A 22,830-nucleotide genomic window follows, 5' to 3' on the forward strand; every position below is an offset into this window, starting at 1 on the left:
TATGTCTGACTTCACCCTCGGTTTGGTAGGCGTGGGCAAAATTGTCCGCGACCAGCACCTCCCCGCGATAGCCGCCACCTCGAACTGCCACCTTGTCGCCACGGCGGATCCCTACGCTTCGCTGCCTGATCTACCCGCCTATCAAGACCTGGAGGCGATGCTTGATGCTTGTCCAAATATTGACGCCGTAGCGGTCTGCACGCCGACGCACTTGCGCTACTCCCAAGCGCGGGCTGCGCTGATGCGTGGCAAGCACGTGCTGCTTGAAAAGCCGCCCGGGGCAACGTTAAGCGAAGTGGAAGACTTGGTTGCCACCGCTGACAAGCAGGGCGTTAGTCTGTTTGCCGCCTGGCACTCGCGGTTTGCCCCCGGCGTGGCGAAGGCCAAACGGTGGTTGAGTGAACGTCAGGTGCAGCGGGTTGAGATCGAGTGGAAAGAGGATGTGCGGGTATGGCATCCAGGGCAGGCGTGGATCTGGCAGCCCGGTGGTATGGGCGTTTTTGATCCCGGTATTAACGCGCTGTCGATTGCCACCGAGACTCTGCCTCAGCCTTTTTTCTTGCAACAGGCGCGGCTATTAGTGCCAAGTAACGCGCAAACCCCGATTGCCGCCGAGCTATCGTTTACCGACCCGGAAGGCGCGGCGATTGAGGCAGATTTTGACTTTCGTCAGAGCGGTCCGCCCACCTGGGATATGCATATCGACAGCGATGGTAGCCGCTTGAGCCTCACCCAGGGTGGCTGTCGATTGATGATCGACGACGAACTTATCATCGACGCTGAAGAGCGTGAGTACCAAGGCCTCTACGCGCGCTTTGGCGAACTGATCGCAAAAAAACGCAGCGAGGTGGATGTTGCCCCGCTGCGCCAGGTTGCCGATGCGTTTCTATACGGTCATCGTGAAACCACCGACGCCTTCGTTGAGTAACGGTTTGAGTGACGCGCGTTTATTCGCGCTTGCCGTCGACCAAGCGTGACACCCCATAGGGGTTACCGTCACGAATGGCCTCGGGCAATAGTCCCTCCGGCAGCGCCTGGTAGCACACCGGGCGCAGGAAGCGGAAAATTGCCGCGCTGCCCACTGAGGTAGTGCGCGAATCCGAGGTCGCTGGGTAAGGCCCGCCGTGCACCATGGCATGGCATACTTCCACACCCGTTGGCCAGCCGTTGGCCAGAATCCGCCCCGCCTTGCGCTCCAGGGTTGGCAGCAGTTGCTTGGCGGTCGCCAGGTCGCCGTCATCCATGTGTAGCGTGACGGTCAACTGCCCTTCCACCTGGGCAGCCACGCGGTGCATCTCGTCCACATTGGCGCAAGCGATCACCAGCGAGGTCGAACCAAACACCTCTTCCTGGAGGGCTGGGTCGCTGAGGAATGCCTCGGCCTGGGTCACGAACAGCCCTGCCTGGCACGGGTTGGCCGAGTCACCCGCCTGGCCGCGTGCGACCTCGCTGACCTTGGCGTGGTTGGCGAGCCGATCAACACCTTGCTGATAGGCGTCGTGAATGCCCGGGGTCAGCATGGTCTGGGCGGCGCTGCCCTTGACGGCCTCACCGGCCGCCTCAACAAAGGCATCCAACTCAGGGCCCTGAACCGCAATCACCAGCCCTGGGTTGGTGCAGAACTGGCCGGCCCCCATGTTGAGCGAGCCGACAAACCCTTCGGCGATCGCTTTGCCGCGTGCCTTGAGGGCTTCCGGCAGTAGGAACACCGGGTTAATGGAGCTCATCTCGGCGTAAACCGGGATCGGCTGAGGGCGTGCCTGGGCGGTGGCCATTAGTGCCGTGCCGCCGCCGCGTGAACCGGTGAAGCCCACCGCTTGGATGCGCGGATCGGCGACCAGCGCCTGGCCAATCTCTTTACCGGAACCAAACAGCAGCGAAAAAACGCCCTCAGGCAGTTGGCACTTGGCAACGGCGCGTTGAATAGCGCGGCCGACCAGTTCGGACGTGCCGGGGTGTGCAGAGTGCCCCTTGACCACGACCGGGCAGCCAGCAGCCAGCGCCGAGGCGGTATCGCCACCGGCAACGCTAAAGGCCAGCGGGAAGTTACTGGCGCCAAACACCGCCACCGGGCCCAGAGCGATATGCCGCTGGCGCAGGTCGGCACGGGGCATGGGTTCGCGGTCGGGCAGTGCCGGATCGATGCGCACATCGAGCCACTCGCCGGCGCGCACTACCGAGGCGAACAAGCGAAGCTGGCCGCAGGTGCGTCCCCGTTCCCCCTGCAGGCGGGCCTCGGGGAGGCCGGTTTCGGCGACGCCGCGCTCGGTCAGTTCTTCGCCAATCGCCTCGATTTCGCTGGCGATGGTTTCGAGGAACACAGCGCGCTCCTCGAGCGAGGTTTCGCGGTAGCTGGCATAAGCCGCTTCGGCGAGTTCACAGGCGCGCTCGACCTCGGCCTTGCTGCCGCCAGCGTAGGTGGGTTCAAGCTTTTCGCCGGTGGCGGGATTAACGGCTTGAATGTCAGCCTGTTGGCCGCTGACGGCCTGCTGACCAATAAGCAGTTTGCCTTCCAGATTCATACCATCTCCTGCTGGGCTAGTTCGTTTGCGTTAGCGTGTTTGAATTAAAGAGGTTTGACGCGAATGGCGGGTGCGTCTGCTTCCACGCGCAGCGGGTTGCGTAGAGCACGGCCGAAATCGCTGATATGGATCTCAAAGCGATCCCCTTCGCGTACCTTAATGCCGTCGGCGAAGCTCAGTGTTGCGGTACCGAAAAAGTGCACATGCACATCGCCGGGGCGGCGGAAGCCTGGGTATTTAAAGTGGTGGTACTCCAGGTTGGCGAGGCTATGGGCCATGTTGCCCTCGCCGGTGAGGAAGGGCTTCTCCCACACTATTTCGCCGCTGCGCTGGATACGGCTGGTGCCTTCCAGATGGTCAGGCAATTCGCCGATTAATAGCTCGGGACCAAAGCTGCAGGCACGAAGCTTGGAGTGGGCCAGCCACAGGTAGTTGAAGCGCTCGGTAACATGGTCAGAGAACTCGTTGCCAAGGGCGTAGCCCACCCGCCAGGGTTGACCATCGTCGCCAATCACGTAGAGGCCCGCCAGTTCCGGCTCCTCACCTGCATCCTCGGCGAAGGCCGGAGAGGGAATCTCTGCTTCCGGTGCCACGACACATTGGCCATCCCCCTTGTAGAACCACTCAGGCTGCGCGCCAACTTTGCCGTCGCCGGGCTTGCCGCCCTCCACACCCAGCTTGAACATGCGCATGGAGTCGGTCATATCTTCTTCCGCCGCTTGAGCTTTTGCGTGCATCGCCGAGCGGGTGTCGGCACTGCCCAGGTGGGTAAGGCCGGTACCGGTTACCAGACAGTGCGCCGGGTCGGTATGCGTTAGCGGCGGGAGTAGGCGCTTAGCGTCCACTAACTGCTGATAATTCAGGCGCGTATCGGTCAATGCTGCCGTTAACGTATTGCTGAGTGGCTGACCGGCGTTAATCGCCCGGTGGGCCAGGGTGTAGGTATCGCAGTCAAGCAGCCTGACCTGCTCTTCGCTCTCCACCAGGGCGGCGCGCACTTGGCCCTGGTGGTCACACTGAATTAGTCGCATTGAGCTATTCCTAACGTTTATTGTTATGCGAGATAGGGTGGACACAATATTTTAGAGCCACATGAATCGCATAATGTTGAACATTTGCATTAATTGTTCAACATAAACTTTTGTATGGTAGCTCAAGGGTGTGGGTTTGTCGCCTAGCGGTCATTGCCCGTTAAGCATCCTGCGCAATAATCGTGCGCAGGGTGCTCATTAATGCGGCGGCCCCCGGTGAAAGTCGTTGATGGCGCAAGCTCACCAGCCCATACGGCTGCACGCTAAGCGTCTCGTTGAAAGGCAGCAGGTGAAAGCGTTGTGGGTTGCACAGTAGGTCCGCGGCTTCACGGGTGGTGACCGTGATGGTGTCCGATTTATCAACCAGCGCCAACGACAACAGCAGGTCTGCGGTGTCGACGACCTGGCGAGGTAACGCGACCTGATGATGCAGGAACAGGCTATCCACCCGCTGACGCATCAGGGCGCCGGTGGGCTGGAGCGACCACGGATAGGTCGCCATATCCGCCAGGCTTAGCGGTGTTTTATCCGCTAAAGGGTGCCCTTTGCGGCACACGAAACACAATTCCTCCTCGCCAATCTCTTCAAACACAAACCATTCGGCATCCACGCCTGCAGGTATACGCGTAATCGCGAAATCCAGCTCACCTTCGAGCAGACGCGGTACCAGCACCTTGCTGACGTCCACATCCACGCTGATCTTTAGTCCCGGTCGGTCTCGGTGAACCTGCTCAATTGCACTGGTGAGTAGCGTTACCGCTGGCGCCATGACCGTGCCTACCGCCACCATACCTGCATTGCCCTTCTGTAACGCATTCAACTCCTCGCCGGTGTGGCGGAGTGCCGACAGCATGCTGTGCGCATGGCGAATCACCACTTCGCCGTACCAGTTAGGCGTGAGCCCGCGGGGGTGGCGTTCGAACAAACGAATTCCCAGGTTGGCTTCCAGATCCTTCAGTAGTTTTGACGCGGCGGGTTGGCTCATATTGAGCTGAGCGGCCGCTCGGTGCAGGTTGCGGTGCTCATCAAGTGCTAAAAAAAGCTGGAAGTGACGCAACTTTAGTCGTGCGCCGAGAAACCAGTTTTCGTCAAGAACGCCCATGGGATAAGCCTTACGGTGCTTTTGATAACCATAAGCATATCAAGATTGCAGGGTTTATGTATTGGATGGTTATGTCAGGCGTAGCTACTGTAGGGACTGTATCGGCAATGATGCCGAGCGAATAACAACAACCGAACAACAATAACGATGCCCTCAAGGAGGAATATCATGCCTCTCATAACTGCGCAGATAGATGCTCAGCGACTCCGCACTGGCTCGACGCTGCTGCTGAGTGCCGGTATCGCTCTGCTGATGGTCAGCACGGCTCAAGCACAAAGCGAGACGAAAACGACCGCCGGAAGTGATGCCGAAAACGGCACCGAGAAATCGGTGTTTGGTCAATTGCCGGATGGCCGACAGGTCGATGTCTATCGGTTGAGCAACGCCAACGGTATTGAGCTACAGGTAACCAACTATGGCGGTATCATACTGTCATTGAAGACGCCCGATGTAGACGGCGAATTCGACGATATCGCCCTGGGTTTCGACTCGCTTGAGGCCTACCTCTCCGACGAATACCGCCAGGCCAATCCCTATTTTGGCGCCATCATCGGGCGTTACGGCAATCGCATTGCGGGTGGTCAGTTCTCGCTCGATGGCGATACCTACTCACTGGCCACCAATGACGGTAACAATCATCTACACGGCGGCGATCAGGGCTTCGATAAAGTGTTGTGGCAGGCCGAGCCGTTCGAGAGCGATGCAGGTACGGGACTTGTGCTGCGCTATACCAGCGAGGATGGCGAAGAGGGCTATCCCGGTAAGCTGGAGACCGAAGTCACCTACACCTTGACCGACGATGACGAGCTGATGGTCGATTATCGGGCGGTGACCGACAAAGCCACCCCGATTAACCTTACCCAGCACAGCTACTTCAACCTCAAGGGAGAGGGTAGCGATAGCATTCTTGACCACCAGTTGATGATCAACGCCCCCGAATTTACCCCAGTGAATGATTCGCTGATTCCCACCGGCGAGCTTCGCGCCGTAGAAGGCACGCCGTTCGACTTTACTCAGGCGACCGCCATCGGCGAACGGATCGATCAGGACAACGAGCAGCTCGAATTCGGCGGTGGCTATGACCACAACTTTGTGCTTGCCCGCGATAACGCGGCGTCAGATGAGTTGGTGCTGGCCGCCAAGGTATGGGAGCCGCAAAGCGGGCGCATGGTAGAAATCGAAACCACCGAGCCGGGCATTCAGTTCTACTCGGGCAATTTCCTCAACGGCAGTCTGACCGGCAAGCAGGGCGAGGCCTATGAACACCGCTCCGGCTTTGCCCTGGAAACCCAACATTTCCCTGACTCACCCAATCAGGAGGCGTTTCCCAGCACTACTCTAGCGCCGGGCGATACCTATCGCTCCCGCACGGTGTACCGCTTTTCCGCCAAGGAAGCGTTTGACTCATAACAACACCTGTTAGCGAAACACACTTCGCAATAACAACAACCGCCAAAACGGCAGGAGATACGACCATGCAACTCACAGCGACATTCAATCGTTTAGCTCTCGGTAGCGCCATCATGCTGGCTTCATTAGGGACGGCCCAGGCGCAGGAAGACGACGTCAAGATTGGCTTTATCGTCAAGAAACCCGAGCAATCCTGGTTCATCAATGAGCAAGAAGCAGCCACCGAGTTAGGCGAAGAGATGGGCTTCGACGTGGTGCGGCTGGGCGGTGAAGACGGCCAGGAAGTGCTCAGCGCGATCGATAATCTTAATTCCCAAGGTGCCCAGGGATTCGTCATCTGCCCGCCTGATGTGCGCCTGGGGTCTGCGATTATGAATCGCGCCGAAGAGTACGGCATGAAAGTGATTACCGTGGACGATCAATTTGTTACCTCCAGCGGTGAGCCGATGGAAGGCGTGCCACACCTGGGCATGTCAGGTACTAAAATTGGCCAGCAAGTGGGCGATGCCATTGCTGAGGAAATGGAAGCTCGCGGCTGGGACCCAGAAGAGGTTGGTGCACTACGCATCACTAATGAAGAGCTACCCACCGCCGTCGAGCGAACCGACGGTGCTACTGAATCGCTGCTGGCATCAGGCTTTCCTGAAGATAATATTTTTGATGCCCCCCAGAAGAGCACCGACACCAGTGGGGCTTTCTCGGCAGCGTCTCCCGTGTTTTCAAAGCAGGATGATTTCGAGCATTGGGTGATTTACGCCCTTAACGAAGAGAGTGTGCTGGGTGGCGTCAGGGCGTCTGAACAGTATGGTTTGGATGATGAGGATGTGATTGGCGTGGGTATCAACGGCTCGGGTGCTGCCTTTGCGGAATTCTCCCGCGACAACCCCACCGGCTTTCACGGCACCGTGGCGGTGAGTTCCACCATGCACGGTCGTCAAACGGCGGAAGATCTCTATCGCTGGATTACGGAGGACAAAGAACCGCAGGCCAACACTGAGACCTCCGGTACGTTGATGACGCGCGATAACTGGGAAGAAGTGCGTGAAGAACTCGGCCTATAAAGCACGGTGTCTATAACGGCAAGCGTCTGCGGGAGAATTGAAGCATGTCAGATCCATATCTACGTTTCGACGGTATTAGCGTCGTTTTTCCCGGCGTACGCGCACTGGATGGCGTGAGCTTTGCCGCTCACGCCGGTCAGGTGCATGCCCTGATGGGCGAGAACGGTGCGGGTAAATCCACACTGCTTAAAGTGCTAAGTGGCGTAAACCGGGTGGCTGAAGGCGCGCTGTGGATCGATGGCCAACGCCACGTGTTCAGCAACGCCCGGGAAGCGCTGGGCGAAGGGGTCGCCATCATCTATCAGGAACTCACGCTCTCGCCCAATATGTCGGTGGCTGAAAACCTGCTGCTGGGGCAACTGCCCACGCAGCGGGGATTTGTTAACCGTCGCCAGCTACGCGAAAAGGCGCTGGCGATTCTTGACGACCTTGGCGAGGGGGATATCCACCCCTCCACCAAGGTGCGCGAGCTTTCCATCGGCCAGCAGCAGATGATTGAGATTGGCCGTGCCTTGCTGCGAGACGCCAAGGTCATCGCCTTCGATGAGCCCACCAGCAGCCTGTCCATCCAGGAAATTCGCCAGCTTAAGCGCATCATTAAACGGCTGCGCGACGAAGGGCGGGTGGTGCTCTACGTGACCCATCGCATGGAGGAAGTGTTCGAGATGTGCGATGCGGTCACCATCTTCCGCGACGGCAAGCACATCCGCACCCACGAGGGTATGTCGACGCTGACCCACGATCTTCTGGTAAGTGAGATGGTCGGCCGCGATATCGAGGATGTATATGGCTTTCGCGAGCGCCCGTTGGGTGACGTGGTATTTGCGGTAGACGGCATTGAAGGCCGCGGCCTGAAAGCCCCGGTGAGCTTTTCCGTCAAGCGCGGTGAAGTTTTTGGACTGTTTGGCCTAGTGGGGGCGGGGCGCAGCGAATTACTGCGCCTGGTCTGCGGTGTTGAAGAACCCAAGGCAGGCAGCGTGCAGTTTAACGGTGAGTCGCGGCGCTTCAAGAACCCTGGCGAAGCGATTCGCGCCGGGATTGCCATGTGTCCCGAGGACCGCAAGTCCCAGGGCATCTTCCCGGTCGCAAGCGTAGCTGACAACCTCAATATCAGCTGCCGACGTCTATTCAAGCGCTGGGGGCTTTTTCGCCACCCCGGGCGGGAGCGGCGCAATGCCGAGTCTTACATCCAGCAACTGAGCATTAAAACGCCAGGCCCCCGCACGCCTATCGGCACCCTGTCGGGAGGCAATCAGCAAAAGGTCATTCTGGCGCGCTGGCTGGCCGAAAAAATCGACCTGTTCGTGATGGATGAGCCGACCCGCGGGATCGATGTCGGTGCGCGGCGGGATATCTACACCCTGCTTTACGATCTGGCCGAGCAGGGCAAAAGCGTGGTGGTGATCTCCAGCGACCTGGCGGAAGTCAGCTCCATCTGCGACCGCATTGCAGTGATGCGCGACGGCGAGCTGGTGGACATCGTGCCACGCGAGTCGGCAACGGCAGAACGCCTGCTGGGGCTGGCACTGCCGGCCTGAGCGCGGCGCTTCATAGATTTTTTAACATACCGCTCTTCGAAACAGTTTTCAGGACAAACGCCATGACAACTAACAATGTAACCCAGGGTGAGGAAAATGCCGTACCTGGGCGTCCAGCGGGGCGCCAGGGACTTATCAAACCGCTACGTACGCTGCTGGATACGTCGGGGCTGATTGCTATTTTCTTGCTGCTGTTTGTGGCACTCGCGGTGCTCATCCCCGACTTCCTAACCGGCCGCAACATGGTCGGGCTGCTGCTTTCGATTACCCTGATCGGCAGCTTGGCCACCACCATGATGCTGGTGTTGGCGCTTGGGGAGGTGGATCTCTCGGTGGCCTCCACGGTGGCCTTCGCGGGGGTGGTCGCCGCGGTGGTGACCTCGACCACCGGCAGTGTGTTTATTGGCGTGATCGGCGGCATTGTCGCTGGCGGCGCGGTGGGGGCCTTTAACGGTTTAGTCATTGCCAAGTTCGGCATTAATTCCTTGATTGCCACCTTGGCGGCGATGGAGTTCGTACGTGGCCTCGCCTACATCACGGCGGGCGGCGATGCGGTGATGATTACCGTGCCGGCCTTTTTCGACCTGGGCAGTACGGCCTTTCTCGGCCTGACCCTGCCGGTTTGGACCATGCTGGCCTGCTTCTTGATCTTCGGCGTAGTGCTCAACATGACCAGCTTTGGGCGTAATGTGCTGGCCACCGGCGGCAACTCGGAAGCCGCTGCGCTTGCCGGGGTTAACGTACGCCGTCTCAAGATTATTGTCTTCGGCCTGCAGGGCGTAGTGGCAGGCGTTATCGGCGTGCTGCTGGCCTCGCGCATGGGGCTTGGCGATCCCAATACCTCCATGGGGCTCGAGCTGGCGGTGATCTCTGCCTGTGTGCTGGGCGGCGTGGCGCTGTCGGGCGGCGTGGCGACGATCACTGGCGTCCTCGTCGGCGTGCTGATCATGGGTTGCGTGCAGAACGCCATGGGTCTGCTCAACGTGCCCACCTTTTATCAGTATCTGGTGCGTGGCGCGATCCTGTTGATGGCGGTGATGTTTGACCGTTGGAAACAGACCCGCCGTCAGGGCACCTGACGCTTCAGCCTTCTTTTATTCCCATTTTCCCGGTTTTTTACGGAGACTCATCATGTCCGAGCGCCAGCGCCCCTTACGCTCCGCCGAGTGGTTCGGCACCGCCGACAAGAACGGCTTTATGTACCGCAGTTGGATGAAAAATCAGGGCATTCCCGACCATGAGTTTCAGGGCAAGCCAATCATCGGGATCTGCAACACCTGGTCGGAGCTGACGCCGTGCAACGCTCACTTCCGCAAACTCGCAGAGCACGTGAAGCAGGGCATTCTGGAGGCGGGCGGCTATCCGGTCGAGTTTCCGGTGTTCTCCAACGGCGAATCCAACCTGCGCCCCACGGCCATGTTTACCCGCAACCTGGCCAGCATGGACGTGGAAGAAGCCATTCGCGGCAACCCCATTGACGGGGTGGTACTACTGGTGGGCTGCGACAAAACCACCCCGGCGCTGCTGATGGGCGCGGCGAGCTGCGATATCCCTACCATCGTGGTCACCGGCGGGCCGATGCTCAACGGCAAGCACAAGGGAAAGGATATCGGTTCCGGCACCGTGGTCTGGCAACTCTCCGAGCAGGTCAAAGCGGGGGAGATTTCACTCCACGATTTCATGGCCGCCGAAGCCGGTATGTCCCGCTCGGCGGGTACCTGCAACACCATGGGCACCGCCTCCACGATGGCCTGCATGGCCGAGTCGCTGGGCACCTCGCTGCCCCACAATGCGGCAATTCCGGCGGTGGACTCCCGCCGCTATGTGCTGGCGCACCTCTCGGGTAACCGCATCGTCGAGATGGTGAATGAAGACCTCAAGCTCTCCAAAATCCTCACCCGGGAAGCCTTCGACAACGCCATTCGCACCAACGCCGCCATCGGCGGCTCCACCAACGCGGTGATCCACCTCAAGGCGATCGCCGGGCGCATCGGGGTAGACCTGACGCTGGATGACTGGAGCCGGGTCGGACGCGGCACCCCGACGGTGGTGGATCTTCAGCCTTCCGGGCGCTTTCTGATGGAGGAGTTCTACTATGCCGGTGGCCTGCCAGCGGTACTCAAGCGCCTGGGCGACGCAGACCGCCTGCCCTTCAAGGACGCGCTCACCGTCAACGGCAAAACTCTGTGGGAAAACGTTCAGGATGCCCCGTTGTATAACGACGACGTCATTCGCCCACTGGATAATCCCCTCACCGCGGACGGCGGCATTTGCGTGGTGCGCGGCAACCTCGCCCCCAACGGCGCGGTGCTCAAGCCTTCGGCCGCGACCGCTGAACTGATGCAGCACCGTGGTCGTGCGGTAGTGTTCGAGGACTTCGACGACTACAAAGCGCGCATTAACGACCCGGACCTGGACGTTGAGGCCAGCGACATTCTGGTCATGAAGCACTGCGGTCCGCGTGGATATCACGGCATGGCCGAGGTAGGCAATATGGGCCTGCCACCCAAGATCCTCGCCCAGGGGATTACCGATATGGTGCGCATCTCCGACGCCCGCATGAGTGGCACCGCCTACGGCACCGTGGTGCTGCACGTGGCACCCGAAGCCGCCGCCGGTGGCCCGCTGGCCGCCGTCCGCAACGGTGACTGGATCGAACTTGACTGCGCAAGCGGCCGCCTGCACCTGGAACTCAGCGATGAAGAGCTGGCCTCGCGCCTGGCCGAAAGCGACCCCACCGCTGCTTCAACGTTGATTGCCAGCCAGGGCGGCTACCGCCAACTCTACATTGAGCGCGTCCTTCAGGCCGATGAAGGCTGCGACTTCGACTTTCTGGTCGGCTGCCGAGGGGCTGAGGTGCCGCGCCACTCGCATTGATATCTCAATAAGGAAGTCCAATGACCGCCAGACTGGCCGCTAAGCATATTCTGGTGACGGGCGCGGCTACCGGCATTGGCCGTGCCGTTGCCGAGGCCTGCGTTCGCGAGGGGGCCAAGGTCGCTTTGCTGGATCGGGATGGCGATGGCGTCGAACGGCTGGCGGAAGCGCTGCGTGGCGAAGGCTGCCCAGCCCAAGCCCTGGTGGCGGACATTGCCGACCGCGCTGCGGTGGAGGCCGCAGTGGCTCAGGCGCGTAAGCTTTCCGGGCCGTTGACCACCTTGGTCAATAACGCGGGGATGAATGTCTTTCACGAGCCGTTGGCCATGCCGGACGAGGCTTGGCAGCGTTGCCTCTCGGTCGATCTGGAAGGCGCCTGGCACTGCAGTAGGGCGGTATTGCCGGGTATGCTCGAGCAAGGCGGTGGTGCGATTATCAACGTTGCCTCCACCCATAGCTTCTCGATCATTCCGGGCTGCTTTCCCTACCCAATAGCTAAGCACGGTTTGATTGGTTTGACGCGGGCGCTCGGCATTGAGTATGCCTCGCGTGGCGTGCGGGTTAATGCCATCGCGCCGGGCTACATTGCCACTCCGGCAGTAGAGGCGCATTGGCAGTCATTCGAGGATCCTGCAGCGGCGAAGGCTCGCATCGAAGCACTGCTGCCGCCTGGTCGGCTAGGGCGCCCCGAGGAGGTGGCCATGACGGTCGTTTTTCTGGCGTCGGATGAAGCGCCCTTTATCAATGCAAGCTGCTTGACCATCGACGGTGGGCGCAGTGTGGTCTACCACGATTGACGCAGCACTACTCACCCCACCTTGCTGGCTGCTGCGCGCTACGCTGATTAACTTACCGACTTGGTCTGGCTATCGAAAAGGGTCTCTGCATCGGTGGCGGTTAGCGTCATGGCGATGCCGCCCATGCAGGTCATATCGCGATCCCAGGCGCAGCTCTCGATACGGGTAGTGCCCTTCAACTCGGCTACCAGAGCGTCATCAATGGCGCCGTGCATGGCGGTTTGCATAGCCTCAAAGCCGCGCACGCCGGAGCCGGTAATCAGCACTAAATCAGGGTTGAACAGTGCCATTACATTGGCAACACCGATACCCAGCGCACGGCCCGCCTCTTCATAGATGCGCTGAGCCACGGGATCACCCTGCAGTGCCAGTTGGGTTAGCGCCTGCATTTGTTGCTCAGAAGGGTGGGCGCTGTCGCCAGCAGGCAGTGCTAAATGATCGGCGGCGGCGCGATAGAGCGCGTAGTCGCTTGCGTAGGCTTCAATGCAGCCCCGGCGCCCACAGGCGCATAGCGCGCCACCCGGCTGGTATTTGCTATGCCCAAATTCGGCCGCTGAGCCATTGGCACCCAGAAACGGCACGCCGTTAATTAGCACCGACATGCCGATGCCGTAACCCAGCATAATGACCACCAAGTTGGGGCTGTTCACATAGGCGGGCTGGCCTGCCAGCAAGCTGGCGATGCAGTTGGCATCATTCTCCAGCAGTACACTGCAGTGAAAACGTTCCGCTAATTGTGCCGATATCGGTGCGTTACGAAAGCTTAAAGCGGGCGACCAGATAATCGTACCACTCTGCGACGACACCACCCCCTGTACCGCCAAACAGATCCCCGCCAAGCGTTGAAACCCCTTCAGCTGTTGCGCGCAAACAGCGCTGATCTTCTCTTCCAGTAACGCTTCCAGGTCGTCGGCGCTCAGCGTCAAGGTGGGCACCGCGTGGTGCTCGCTGTGGCGTACCTGACCCGAAAAGTCGCCCACCACCAGTTGGATCTCATTAATAGATAGTTTGATGCACACCACGCAGGCGGCATGCGGGTTGAGCTGTATCAGGGTTTTAGGCCGACCACGCCCGCTGGGGCGGGGTGTTTCAGGAGGACGCTCCTGAATCAACCCCTGTTGAAGCAACTCGGCGCTGATGGAGGTGACGGTGGCGGAACTGATGCCGTTTAGTGTGCCCAGGTCGACGCGTGCCACTGGCCCTTGGTCGCGCAGGGTGCGAATCACCGCCAACGTATTATCGTGGCGGCTGGTGTCAGTGGACGGAAGGGGCATAGATATCGCCATTGTTGAGTAACGCAGAACAGTCGATTTGCGTTCACATCCTGGCCTGTTCGCTCAAATGTCAAAACACGACCTAAGTTGCATATGCAGGTATTTATTTTAGCGCCTAAAGTAAATAAAACATCATTCAATAAGAATGAAAAGTGGGTAAGCCCCATACGCATAATAACAACAGCAATAAAATAGGTGGCCCATGCTCTTATCGGCGCGGCGAATCTGCCGCTCGTTTGGTGAAAACCAGGTGTTATTCGACGTTGACCTTGACCTGCAGGCGGGCGAGGTGCATGCCCTGCTGGGCGAGAACGGCGCCGGTAAATCGACCCTGGTAAAAATCCTTGCTGGCTATCTTCGCCCCACCTCGGGCGAGGTGTTTCTCGACGGAAAACAACAATACTACCGTTCAAGCGGCGAGGCAGAGGCCGACGGGGTGGTGATGATCCACCAGGAGCTGGCGTTAGCGGAACAGCTTAGCGTGGAAGAGAACATCTTCCTGGGCCGCGAACTACGCTGTGGATTGCTGCTGGATCGTCGCACCATGCGTGAGCGTAGCCGGACGGTATTGGCGGAGCTTGAAACCCATGTAGATCCCCGCGCCCGAGTGAAAGATCTCAGTACTTCAGATCAGCAGATGGTCGAGATCGCCAAGGCGATCACTCGCGATGTGCGCGTGCTGATCATGGATGAGCCGACGGCCACCCTGACGGAAAGCGAAGTGAAGGTGCTTTTCGAATTGGTTGCCCGCCTGCGAAAGCGGGGCGTAGCGATTCTGTATATCTCTCACAAGCTGCGCGAAATTGAGCAGATTGCCGACCATGTAACGGTGCTGCGCGACGGCCATTTGGTGGATAGCGGGCCTATGGCCGGGCGCAGCAAAGAAGAGCTGGCGCGGCTGATGGTGGGCCGCGAAATTAACGAGATGTATCCACCGCGTACCCACCTTCCGGCCGATGCGCCAGTGGTGCTGGAAGCGCGGGAGTTTGTGGTGCCGGGCGCCGTTAAGCAGGCCAGCTTTACCCTGCGGCGAGGTGAAGTGCTGGGGTTCGGCGGGGTCGTGGGTGCAGGTCGAACGGCGCTGATCGAAGCAGTGCTTGGACTGCGCGGCAAAAGTGCCGGCCAAGTGCTGCGTAACGGGCAGCCGATAGTGTTGCGCCACCTGCGCGATGCAGTACATCAGCGTATTGCCTACCTCACCGAGGATCGCAAAGGCAAAGGTTTGGTGCTCAATATGGACTTGCGCTCCAACGTTACCCTGCTCAATTTACGCGCTCATTGCCACCCGCTGATTGACCGCCGCCATGAAGAGCAAGCCTTTCAACAGGCCATTCAGCGCTTCGATATCCGGCTGCGCACGGCGACACGCACCGCCTCCGAACTCTCCGGCGGCAACCAGCAGAAGCTACTGCTCGCCAAGGTAATGTCCATCGAGCCCGAAATCGTGATTATCAACGAGCCAACCCGGGGTATCGATGTGGGAACCAAGCACCAGATTTATCACTTTATCCACGAGCTTACCGAGGCGGGCTGCTCGGTCATTTTAATCTCTTCAGAGATGAGCGAGCTGATCGGGCTTTCCCACCGCGTGGCGGTAATGTGCGCTGGCGTGCTCACCGGGGTGCTTGAAGGCGAGCAAATTAACGAACAAGAAATCATCCAGTACGCATCCGGCATTAAGGGAGTAGGGGTAGATGAGCAGCGTCATGCCTAATAACAAAACGGCCAACAACAAAAACATCAATTCGAAGGGGTTCTCCGTTGACCTGAAAACCTGGGGGCCGTTTGTGGCGCTGGTGGTTCTAGCGCTGCTGGGCGTGCTGATCAATCCGGCATTTCTAGGGCTGGATAACCTCTCGAACATGCTCACCCGCAGTGCTTTTATCGGCATTATTGCCATTGGCGCTACCTTCGTGATTACCGCCGGCGGGCTGGACCTTTCGGTGGGGTCGATGGCGGCGTTTATCGCCGGGGTGATGATCATTCTGATGAACAGCCTGGTTGAGCAGTTTGGGCCAGGGTTGACCACCGTGCTGTGTGGCGTGGGTGCCTCGCTGTTGTTGGGGCTATGCGCTGGTTTGATTAATGGCATGGTAACCACCAAAGGCAAAATCGAAGCCTTTATCGTTACTCTCGGCACCATGGGGATTTACCGCTCGCTGGTTACTTACCTGGCCGATGGCGGCACCCTGACGCTTGATTGGGCGGTGCGCGATATCTACCGCCCGGTCTATTACGGCAATTTTTTAGGCATCACCTTTCCAGTCTGGGTGTTTCTGTTTGTCGCCATTGTTGGCTACATCCTGCTTAACTACACCCGTTTCGGGCGCTACTGTTTTGCCATCGGCTCCAATGAAAAAGTCGCCGAATACAGCGCCATTCACGTTGACCGCATCAAAACCATGACCTACATGCTGCAAGGCGTTTGTGTGGCCTTGGCGACGATTATCTATGTGCCGCGGCTGGGTTCTGCATCCGGGGCTACCGGGGTGCTATGGGAACTTGAGGCGATTGCTGCGGTGATCATTGGCGGCACCATGTTGAAAGGTGGCCACGGTCGCATCTGGGGCACGGTGGTGGGCGCCATCATGCTCACCATGATCGGCAATATTCTTAATTTGACCGACGCCATTTCCAACTATCTCAACGGTACGGTGCAGGGGATCATCATCATTGTGGCCGTCTACCTGCAGCGTGCCTCGTGGAGGAAAACTGGGCCGTAGGGCCACTTAAAAACCGCAACAGCGAGTGCAACATCGAAGGCTTCAACCGCATAACAAGTACAAACACAAAAGGAGCATCATTATGCCAACTATCAAAACAGCAGTGGCAACCTTTGTCACCGCAGCCGCACTGGGGCTTTCCGGGGCCGTGGTGGCCCAGGAAGTTACCATCGGGGTCTCGATTCCGGCCGCTACCCATGGCTGGACCGGCGGGGTCAACTACCACGCCGAGGAGGCCAAAGAGCGCCTTGAGGAATTGTACCCCGATATTGAAATCACCATTTCCACGGCGAGCACGCCAGGCGAACAGGCCAACGATCTGGAGGACCTGGTGTCGTTGCGTGATATCGATGCCCTGGTCGTATTGCCGTTCGAGTCGGGCCCGCTGACCGACCCGGTGCGCCGCGTTAAAGACTCTGGCGTGTTCGTTACCGTGGTAGACCGGGGACTCAATGAAGAAGGCATCGAAGATCTCTACGTGGCGGGTAATAACCACGAGTTAGGCCGCGTTTCGGGCGAGTACATCCGCGAACAGCTGGATGGTGAAGGCGACATTGTCGTGTTGCGCGGCATTCCTACCGTGATTGACGACGAGCGCGTGGAAGGCTTCGAGGAGGCAATTGAAGGTTCTGACGTCAATATCCTCGATATGCAGCACGCCAACTGGAATCGTGACGATGGCTTTGAAGTGATGCAGGACTACCTGTCGCGTTTCGATAATATCGACGCCGTTTGGGCTCAGGATGACGACATCGCGCTTGGTGTGATTGAAGCGGTACGTCAGGCGGAGCGCGAAGACGAGCTGTTTATCGTCGGCGGCGCGGGCATGAAGGACATTATCAAGCGCGTGATGGACGGCGATGAACTGGTGCCGGTAGACGTGCTGTATCCGCCCGCCATGATCGCCACGGCCATGGATCTGACCGTGCAGCACTTCGTCTCTAATGGCCCGGTATTGGGCGAGTACATTCTAGGCTCGCCGCTGATCACCGAGGAGAACGCCGAGCAATACTATTTCCCCGACTCGCCGTTCTGAGCTGACAAAAAAGGCGCGGGTGACGCCGCCCGCGCTCCTCTATTCATATCAATTAGATTTCACAGAGAGAGTCCTATGAAAACCATCAAAGGGCCCGCGCTCTTTCTCGCCCAGTTCGCCGGTGACGACGCCCCCTTTAATAGCCTCGACAGCATTGCCGCCTGGGCGGCGGGGCTGGGGTATCAGGGTGTGCAGATTCCCAGTTGGGATGCGCGCATGATCGATCTCAAGCGTGCCGCCGAGAGCCGCACCTACTGCGACGAGATCAAAGGCACCTTGGCCAAACACGGCCTGGCGCTCACCGAACTCTCCACCCATCTTCAGGGCCAGTTGGTCGCCGTGCATCCGGTTTACGACGAGATGTTCGACGGCTTCGCGGTACCCGAAGTGCGCGGCAACCCCAAAGCGCGCCAAGCGTGGGCGGTGGATCAGCTCAAGCTGGCTGCCAAGGCATCGCAAAACCTTGGCCTTACCGACCACGGCACCTTTTCCGGGTCACTGGCGTGGCCGTTTATTTATCCTTGGCCTCAGCGCCCCGCAGGTTTGGTCGACACCGCGTTTGACGAGCTGGCTAAACGCTGGCGGCCGATTCTGGATGCCTTTGACGAGGCGGGCGTGAACCTCTGCTACGAGATTCATCCCGGCGAAGATCTCCACGACGGCATCACCTTTGAGATGTTCCTCGAGCGGGTCGGCCACCACCCGCGCTGCCACATTCTTTATGACCCCAGCCACCTGATTCTGCAGCAGCTCGACTACCGTGGCTTTCTGGACGTGTATCGCGAACATATTCAGATGTTTCACGTTAAGGACGCCGAGTTTAACCCCAGCCCCAAACAGGGCGTGTACTCCGGCTATCAGTCGTGGACGGAGCGCGCGGGACGATTCCGCTCGCTGGGCGATGGCCAGATCGACTTCAAGTCGATCTTCTCCTGGATGGCGGCTAACGACTATCACGGCTGGGCGGTGCTGGAGTGGGAGTGCTGCCTGAAACACCCGGAAGTCGGCGCCCGTGAAGGCGCGACCTTTATTCGCGACCACATTATTGAGGTCACCGAGCGGGCGTTTGACGACTTCGCCGACGGCGGCTCCGACCAAGCCGCCAATCGCCGCATTCTGGGTCTTTAAGGAGGGCAATACGACATGAGCACTCAACACGACACGCCGCGTCGGCTGCGCTTGGGCATGGTCGGCGGCGGCCAAGGGGCGTTTATTGGTGGGGTGCACCGCATCGCCGCCAGATTAGACGACCACTACGAGCTGGTCGCCGGGGCTTTCGCCTCTGACCCCGAGCGTAGCCGGGCCGCCGGCGCGGAACTGCACGTGGCGGATGACCGCGCTTACCCTGACTACCAAACCATGGCTGAGGCGGAGCGCAAGCGCCCGGATGCCATCGATGTGGTCGCCATTGTGACCCCCAATCACATGCACTTCGACGTGGCACGCACTTTTCTGGAAGCGGGCTTTCACGTCATCTGCGACAAGCCGATGACGATCACCCTGGAAGAGGCCGAAACCCTCGCCGAGCTGGTGGAACGGACGGGACTGTTCTTCGGTTTGACCCATAACTACTCCGGCTACTCGCTGGTTCGCCAGGCTCGGGAGATGGTGGCCAACGGTGAGCTGGGCGAGCTGCGCGTGGTGCAGGTGGAGTATCCGCAGGATTGGCTTTCCACCCGCCTGGAAGACAGCGGCGTTAAGCAGGCCGAGTGGCGCACCGATCCCAAGCGCAGCGGCCCCGCGGGCTGCTTGGGCGATATCGGCACCCACGCCTATCACCTGGCGCGCTATGTGACCGGCCTGGAGCTCGGATCCCTCGCCGCCGATATGCACACCTTTGTGGAAGGCCGCGCACTGGATGACAACGTGCATATGCTGCTGCGTTTCAAGGGCGGCGCACGGGGCATGCTGTGGTCGAGCCAAGTGGCACCCGGTAATGAAAATGGCCTGCGGATCCGCGTTTATGGCAGCCAAGGTGGTCTTGAGTGGCGCCAGGAAACCCCCAATCAGCTCGTGCATTCGCCGCTGGGCGAGCCACCACGCATCCTGACGCGCAATGGCCCTGGCCTGTGCGATGCAGCGCTGGCGGCGGCGCGCATTCCACCGGGGCATCCGGAAGGCTATCTCGAAGCTTTTGCGCAGCTTTATCGTGATTTCGCGGTGCAAATCCATGCTCGCCAGAACGGCGCAAGCGCCAATGCGCTTGCCGCACTAACGCCGGGGGTGTCCGATGGTGTTGATGGTCTGACGTTTATCACCCGAGCATTGGCCTCGTCCGCCGCCGGGGGGCAATGGGTAGACGTTTAGGCAAGGCGAATGGGGTTCTGTAATAACAATAAAGCGGCGTAGGAATCGACATGAATCAACATTCAGCGCGTTATGCGAGCCTAGAACAGCGAGTGGTCTTGATTACCGGGGGTGGCAGTGGCATTGGGGCTGCTCTTACCCGTGCCTTTCATCGTCAGGGCGCGCGGGTGGTGTTTGTGGATATCAACGACGAGGCCAGCCAAGCGCTGGTCGCAGAACTCAGCGACGAAACCGGCCAGGCGCCGCTTTACCACCACTGCGATATTCGCGACGTGGCAAGCCTACAGCAGGTGATCGCGGATACCGGCCAAAATGTCGGGCCGATTCATACCCTGGTGAACAATGCCGCCAACGATGATCGTCATGCCTGGCAGAAGGTGGATGTTGCCTACTGGGATGAGCGTATGTCACTTAACCTGCGTCCGATGTTCTTTGCTGCCCAGGCGGCGGCTGAACAGATGATAAAAGCAGGCGGTGGCTCGATCATTAATTTTGGCTCGGTCAGCGTGCAAATGGCGCTGGGCGGTTTGCCCCTTTACGTTACTGCCAAAGCGGCAGTGCACGGTTTAACGCGCAGCCTGGCGCGGGACCTGGGGGAGCACAATATTCGCGTTAATACGCTAGTGCCTGGCGCGGTGATGACCGAGCGGCAGTTGGAAAAATGGATCGGCCCCGACGACGAAGCCGCCATTCAAGCGCGCCAGTGCTTGAAGCTGCGTCTTCAATCCCAACACATTGCCCCCGCCGTGCTGTTTTTGGCCAGCGCCGAAAGCCAGGCCATCACCGGCCAGGAGCTGGCGGTGGATGCCGGCTGGGCTTAGATAAGCAGCCGTTAATAACGAAAGCGGGCTTGGCGTTTGCGGAATCGAGGCCAATATAGATTTGGATAGTTCCTTGATGGACGACTACATTGTTATTTGCCGTACGCGTTTATGGTGACCTTTCACCTTTTGCAGTTGAGGGGAAACTTAAATACGGCTTGGTATGACTTGACTGATACATAATCATTTACTAGTGTAAGAGTTGTACAGGTAAGGGCGGCTAGATGTTCTCACCTGGGAAGTAAAGCCAAATAGGAGATGGTATTATGATGAAGAAGGATTTTTCCAAAAAACTAGGCATTCTAGGCGTATCGTTTGCTTTGATGGCCAGCCCACTCGCCTTTGCCGACATGCATGAAGATGACGAGCCAAAGACTGGCACTAAGCAAGAGGCTGATCTGGATGAAGGTCAAGATACGGCGGGCTCTTCGGGTTCAGATAGCGGTGAGCCTGTAGCGGGTGAAGAGGAGAATGATTCAACGACGGGTACTCAAGAAGAATCTGATTTAGACGCAAGTCAAGAGTCCACGGGTTCCTCTGACTCTGACGACCCCGTTGTAGGTGAAGAAGAAAATGACGCATCGACCGGCACCCAGCAAGAGTCCGAAGTTGACGAAGATGAATAAGTCATTACGGTTTTGAGGTAACAGGTACTGTTATGTCTCAGCTGTCTTAACTCTCTCATTTCGTATATGAGCTCTAAATGCCCCGCTAATGCGGGGCATTTTCATTTAGCGATGAGCCTCAATTAAGCAACATAAGCCGCTAGATACTATTCATTTACTCAATCACTTGCCCCTCACGGCAGAGTCCCTCGGGCGCATGTGCCACGGTTAAACAGCCAAAAGCCGCTAAGTTGATCCGGGCTTGGCATGAACTGGCACGCCTTTTTTTCAGTATGATGTTGAAATTGAATAATTTTTTATTTTTATAAAAAAAATGGCATGGTGACTGCAATCATTAGGGCAAGAACGGACAGGTAGGACGACCTAACGTTCTTGTCCAGAAAGTGAAGCCAAGATAGGAGGCAGTATCATGTTGAAGAAGGATTCTCTCAAGAAGCTAGGCATCCTCGGCGTATCTTTCGGTCTGATGGCCAGCCCGTTAGCTTTTGGCATGGATGAAGAAGAGGAGCAAGAGCCTGCACCGCAAGAAGAGACGACGCAGGATGAAGATCAAGGTTCCATGAATTCATTCGACTCAGAGGAAGAGGAAGACACTTCTACTGAGTACGAGGAAGAGGAAGAAGAGAAAGACTTCTCTTACGAAGATGAGGAAGAAGAGGAAGAAGATTGGGAAACTGAGGAAGACGATTCTGAAGAAGATTCAGATTGGTAATCCCCATCTTGATGGAAGATTAACTCTTCAGTTGATGGAAGATTAACTCTTCAGATTCAAGGATGAATCTTAAATGCCCCGCTACTGGCGGGGCATTTTGCGTGTGCTTGCCTAGCGCACAGTGAATAACGGGCGTTGAATGTCACGGCGTGCCCGGCGCAGTGATGATCGAACGGCAAGTGTAAAAGTGGATCTGCCCCGACGACCAAGCGGCAATTCTCAAGCCAGGCAGCACCACAAGCTGCGTCTCAAATCTCAACATAGTGCCGCCACCTTGCTGTTAGTAGTCAGCGCCGAAAGCAGGCAATTACCGTTTAAGAATTGGCCGTGTAATGCGGGCTCATGTGCCGGAGTTAAACAGCAAAAACGTCCTTCAAGCGGTAGGTTGGCAAGCATTGGCATGACGATTAATTTTTTATCATCATGATTTTATGAGACTTTTTATTTTATTGTGAAAACTGGCATGCCAGCTGCAATTATCTGGGTAAGAACGGACAGGTAAGACGACCTAACGTTCTTACCCAGAAAGTGAAGCCATATAGGAGGCAGTATTATGTTGAAGAAGGATTCTCTCAAGAAGCTAGGCATCCTCGGCGTATCTTTCGGTCTGATGGCCAGCCCGTTAGCTTTTGGCATGGATGAAGAAGAGGAGCAAGAGCCTGCACCGCAAGAAGAGACGACGCAGGATGAAGATCAAGGTTCCATGAATTCATTTGACTCAGAAGAAGAGGAAGACACCTCTACTGAGTATGAGGAAGAAGAGGAAGAAGATTGGGAAACCGAGGAAGATGATTCAGAAGAAGATTCTGACTGGTAAGCCCGTCTTCAATGAAAGGTTAACTCTTCAAATTCAATGATGAGTCCAAAATGCCCCGCCGTTTGCGGGGCATTTTTGCGTGGGTAGATATCAAACTGTTACTAGTCTCTAGGTGTACAGCGTTGAAGCAGAAACATAAGGGTGGGTTCATATTCGAGGCCAAATAAGGTAATACC

At 58.1% G+C, this 22,830-nt stretch carries 20 protein-coding genes; 16 read left to right on the forward strand and 4 right to left on the reverse strand.

Annotated features, from left to right (window positions below; all coding sequences use genetic code 11):
* The first annotated feature begins 1 nt into the window (after nucleotide 1).
* Nucleotides 2–928, forward strand: a complete 927-nt coding sequence (locus tag CPH17_RS15695; protein ID WP_096300259.1) for a Gfo/Idh/MocA family protein — start codon at nucleotides 2–4, stop codon at nucleotides 926–928.
* Nucleotides 929–947: 19 nt separating this feature from the next.
* Here the strand turns inward: CPH17_RS15695 and CPH17_RS15700 are convergent, their stop codons facing one another.
* The 3 genes from CPH17_RS15700 to CPH17_RS15710 form a co-directional block, all read right to left on the reverse strand.
* Complete coding sequence (locus CPH17_RS15700) at nucleotides 948–2,522, reverse strand: aldehyde dehydrogenase (NADP(+)) (protein ID WP_096300261.1); 1,575 nt, start codon at nucleotides 2,520–2,522, stop codon at nucleotides 948–950.
* 44 nt (nucleotides 2,523–2,566) lie between these two features.
* Entirely contained in the window at nucleotides 2,567–3,553 is a 987-nt protein-coding gene (araD1, locus tag CPH17_RS15705) for an AraD1 family protein (RefSeq protein ID WP_096300263.1), read from the reverse strand.
* A gap of 160 nt (nucleotides 3,554–3,713) precedes the next feature.
* Nucleotides 3,714–4,655: a LysR substrate-binding domain-containing protein gene (locus CPH17_RS15710; RefSeq protein ID WP_074395173.1), complete on the reverse strand. Its 942-nt coding sequence runs from the start codon at nucleotides 4,653–4,655 to the stop codon at nucleotides 3,714–3,716.
* A gap of 168 nt (nucleotides 4,656–4,823) precedes the next feature.
* Between CPH17_RS15710 and CPH17_RS15715 the strand changes: the two genes are divergently transcribed.
* From CPH17_RS15715 to CPH17_RS15740, 6 genes are all read left to right on the forward strand, one after another.
* Entirely contained in the window at nucleotides 4,824–6,065 is a 1,242-nt protein-coding gene (locus CPH17_RS15715; RefSeq protein WP_096300265.1) for an aldose epimerase family protein, read from the forward strand.
* 65 nt (nucleotides 6,066–6,130) lie between these two features.
* Nucleotides 6,131–7,126 (forward strand): arabinose ABC transporter substrate-binding protein, encoded by a 996-nt coding sequence (locus CPH17_RS15720; protein ID WP_096300267.1) that lies wholly within the window; start codon nucleotides 6,131–6,133, stop codon nucleotides 7,124–7,126.
* Nucleotides 7,127–7,170: 44 nt separating this feature from the next.
* The gene (araG, locus tag CPH17_RS15725) at nucleotides 7,171–8,664 is read left to right on the forward strand and encodes an L-arabinose ABC transporter ATP-binding protein AraG (protein ID WP_027336864.1); all 1,494 of its coding nucleotides are present in this window, start codon (nucleotides 7,171–7,173) and stop codon (nucleotides 8,662–8,664) included.
* A 62-nt stretch (nucleotides 8,665–8,726) separates the two neighbouring features.
* Nucleotides 8,727–9,743, forward strand: coding sequence for an L-arabinose ABC transporter permease AraH (araH, locus tag CPH17_RS15730; protein ID WP_096300269.1), 1,017 nt, complete (start codon nucleotides 8,727–8,729; stop codon nucleotides 9,741–9,743).
* 52 nt (nucleotides 9,744–9,795) lie between these two features.
* Complete coding sequence (locus CPH17_RS15735; protein ID WP_096300271.1) at nucleotides 9,796–11,541, forward strand: IlvD/Edd family dehydratase; 1,746 nt, start codon at nucleotides 9,796–9,798, stop codon at nucleotides 11,539–11,541.
* 20 nt (nucleotides 11,542–11,561) lie between these two features.
* On the forward strand, nucleotides 11,562–12,338 hold the full coding sequence (locus CPH17_RS15740) for an SDR family oxidoreductase (protein WP_096300273.1): 777 nt from the start codon (nucleotides 11,562–11,564) through the stop codon (nucleotides 12,336–12,338).
* Between the two features lie 47 nt (nucleotides 12,339–12,385).
* On the opposite strand, the gene CPH17_RS15745 is transcribed toward CPH17_RS15740, so the two are convergent.
* Nucleotides 12,386–13,612 carry an ROK family transcriptional regulator gene (locus CPH17_RS15745; RefSeq protein WP_096300275.1) on the reverse strand — a complete coding sequence of 409 codons (1,227 nt, stop codon included), beginning with the start codon at nucleotides 13,610–13,612 and terminating at the stop codon, nucleotides 12,386–12,388.
* Nucleotides 13,613–13,814: 202 nt separating this feature from the next.
* Here CPH17_RS15745 and CPH17_RS15750 point away from each other — a divergent pair, with 202 nt between their 5' ends.
* From CPH17_RS15750 to CPH17_RS15790, 9 genes are all read left to right on the forward strand, one after another.
* Nucleotides 13,815–15,326 carry a sugar ABC transporter ATP-binding protein gene (locus CPH17_RS15750; protein ID WP_074395181.1) on the forward strand — a complete coding sequence of 504 codons (1,512 nt, stop codon included), beginning with the start codon at nucleotides 13,815–13,817 and terminating at the stop codon, nucleotides 15,324–15,326.
* Complete coding sequence (locus CPH17_RS15755; protein WP_096300970.1) at nucleotides 15,319–16,335, forward strand: ABC transporter permease; 1,017 nt, start codon at nucleotides 15,319–15,321, stop codon at nucleotides 16,333–16,335. The genes CPH17_RS15750 and CPH17_RS15755 overlap by 8 nt, the downstream gene beginning before the upstream one ends.
* An 82-nt stretch (nucleotides 16,336–16,417) precedes the next feature.
* Nucleotides 16,418–17,371, forward strand: a complete 954-nt coding sequence (locus CPH17_RS15760) for an ABC transporter substrate-binding protein (protein WP_074395182.1) — start codon at nucleotides 16,418–16,420, stop codon at nucleotides 17,369–17,371.
* Nucleotides 17,372–17,446: 75 nt separating this feature from the next.
* On the forward strand, nucleotides 17,447–18,499 hold the full coding sequence (locus tag CPH17_RS15765) for a sugar phosphate isomerase/epimerase family protein (protein ID WP_074395183.1): 1,053 nt from the start codon (nucleotides 17,447–17,449) through the stop codon (nucleotides 18,497–18,499).
* A gap of 15 nt (nucleotides 18,500–18,514) precedes the next feature.
* Complete coding sequence (locus CPH17_RS15770; RefSeq protein WP_074395184.1) at nucleotides 18,515–19,678, forward strand: Gfo/Idh/MocA family protein; 1,164 nt, start codon at nucleotides 18,515–18,517, stop codon at nucleotides 19,676–19,678.
* A 50-nt stretch (nucleotides 19,679–19,728) separates the two neighbouring features.
* Complete coding sequence (locus tag CPH17_RS15775; protein WP_074395185.1) at nucleotides 19,729–20,499, forward strand: SDR family NAD(P)-dependent oxidoreductase; 771 nt, start codon at nucleotides 19,729–19,731, stop codon at nucleotides 20,497–20,499.
* Between the two features lie 266 nt (nucleotides 20,500–20,765).
* Nucleotides 20,766–21,125, forward strand: coding sequence for a hypothetical protein (locus tag CPH17_RS15780; protein ID WP_096300278.1), 360 nt, complete (start codon nucleotides 20,766–20,768; stop codon nucleotides 21,123–21,125).
* Nucleotides 21,126–21,534: 409 nt separating this feature from the next.
* A complete protein-coding gene (locus tag CPH17_RS15785; RefSeq protein ID WP_082934183.1) occupies nucleotides 21,535–21,837 on the forward strand; it encodes a hypothetical protein in 303 nt (100 codons plus the stop codon).
* 556 nt (nucleotides 21,838–22,393) lie between these two features.
* The gene (locus CPH17_RS15790) at nucleotides 22,394–22,654 is read left to right on the forward strand and encodes a hypothetical protein (protein ID WP_074398401.1); all 261 of its coding nucleotides are present in this window, start codon (nucleotides 22,394–22,396) and stop codon (nucleotides 22,652–22,654) included.
* Nucleotides 22,655–22,830 lie beyond the last annotated feature (176 nt).

This window comes from Halomonas sp. hl-4 (genome assembly GCF_900215475.1).
Classification (GTDB): domain Bacteria; phylum Pseudomonadota; class Gammaproteobacteria; order Pseudomonadales; family Halomonadaceae; genus Vreelandella.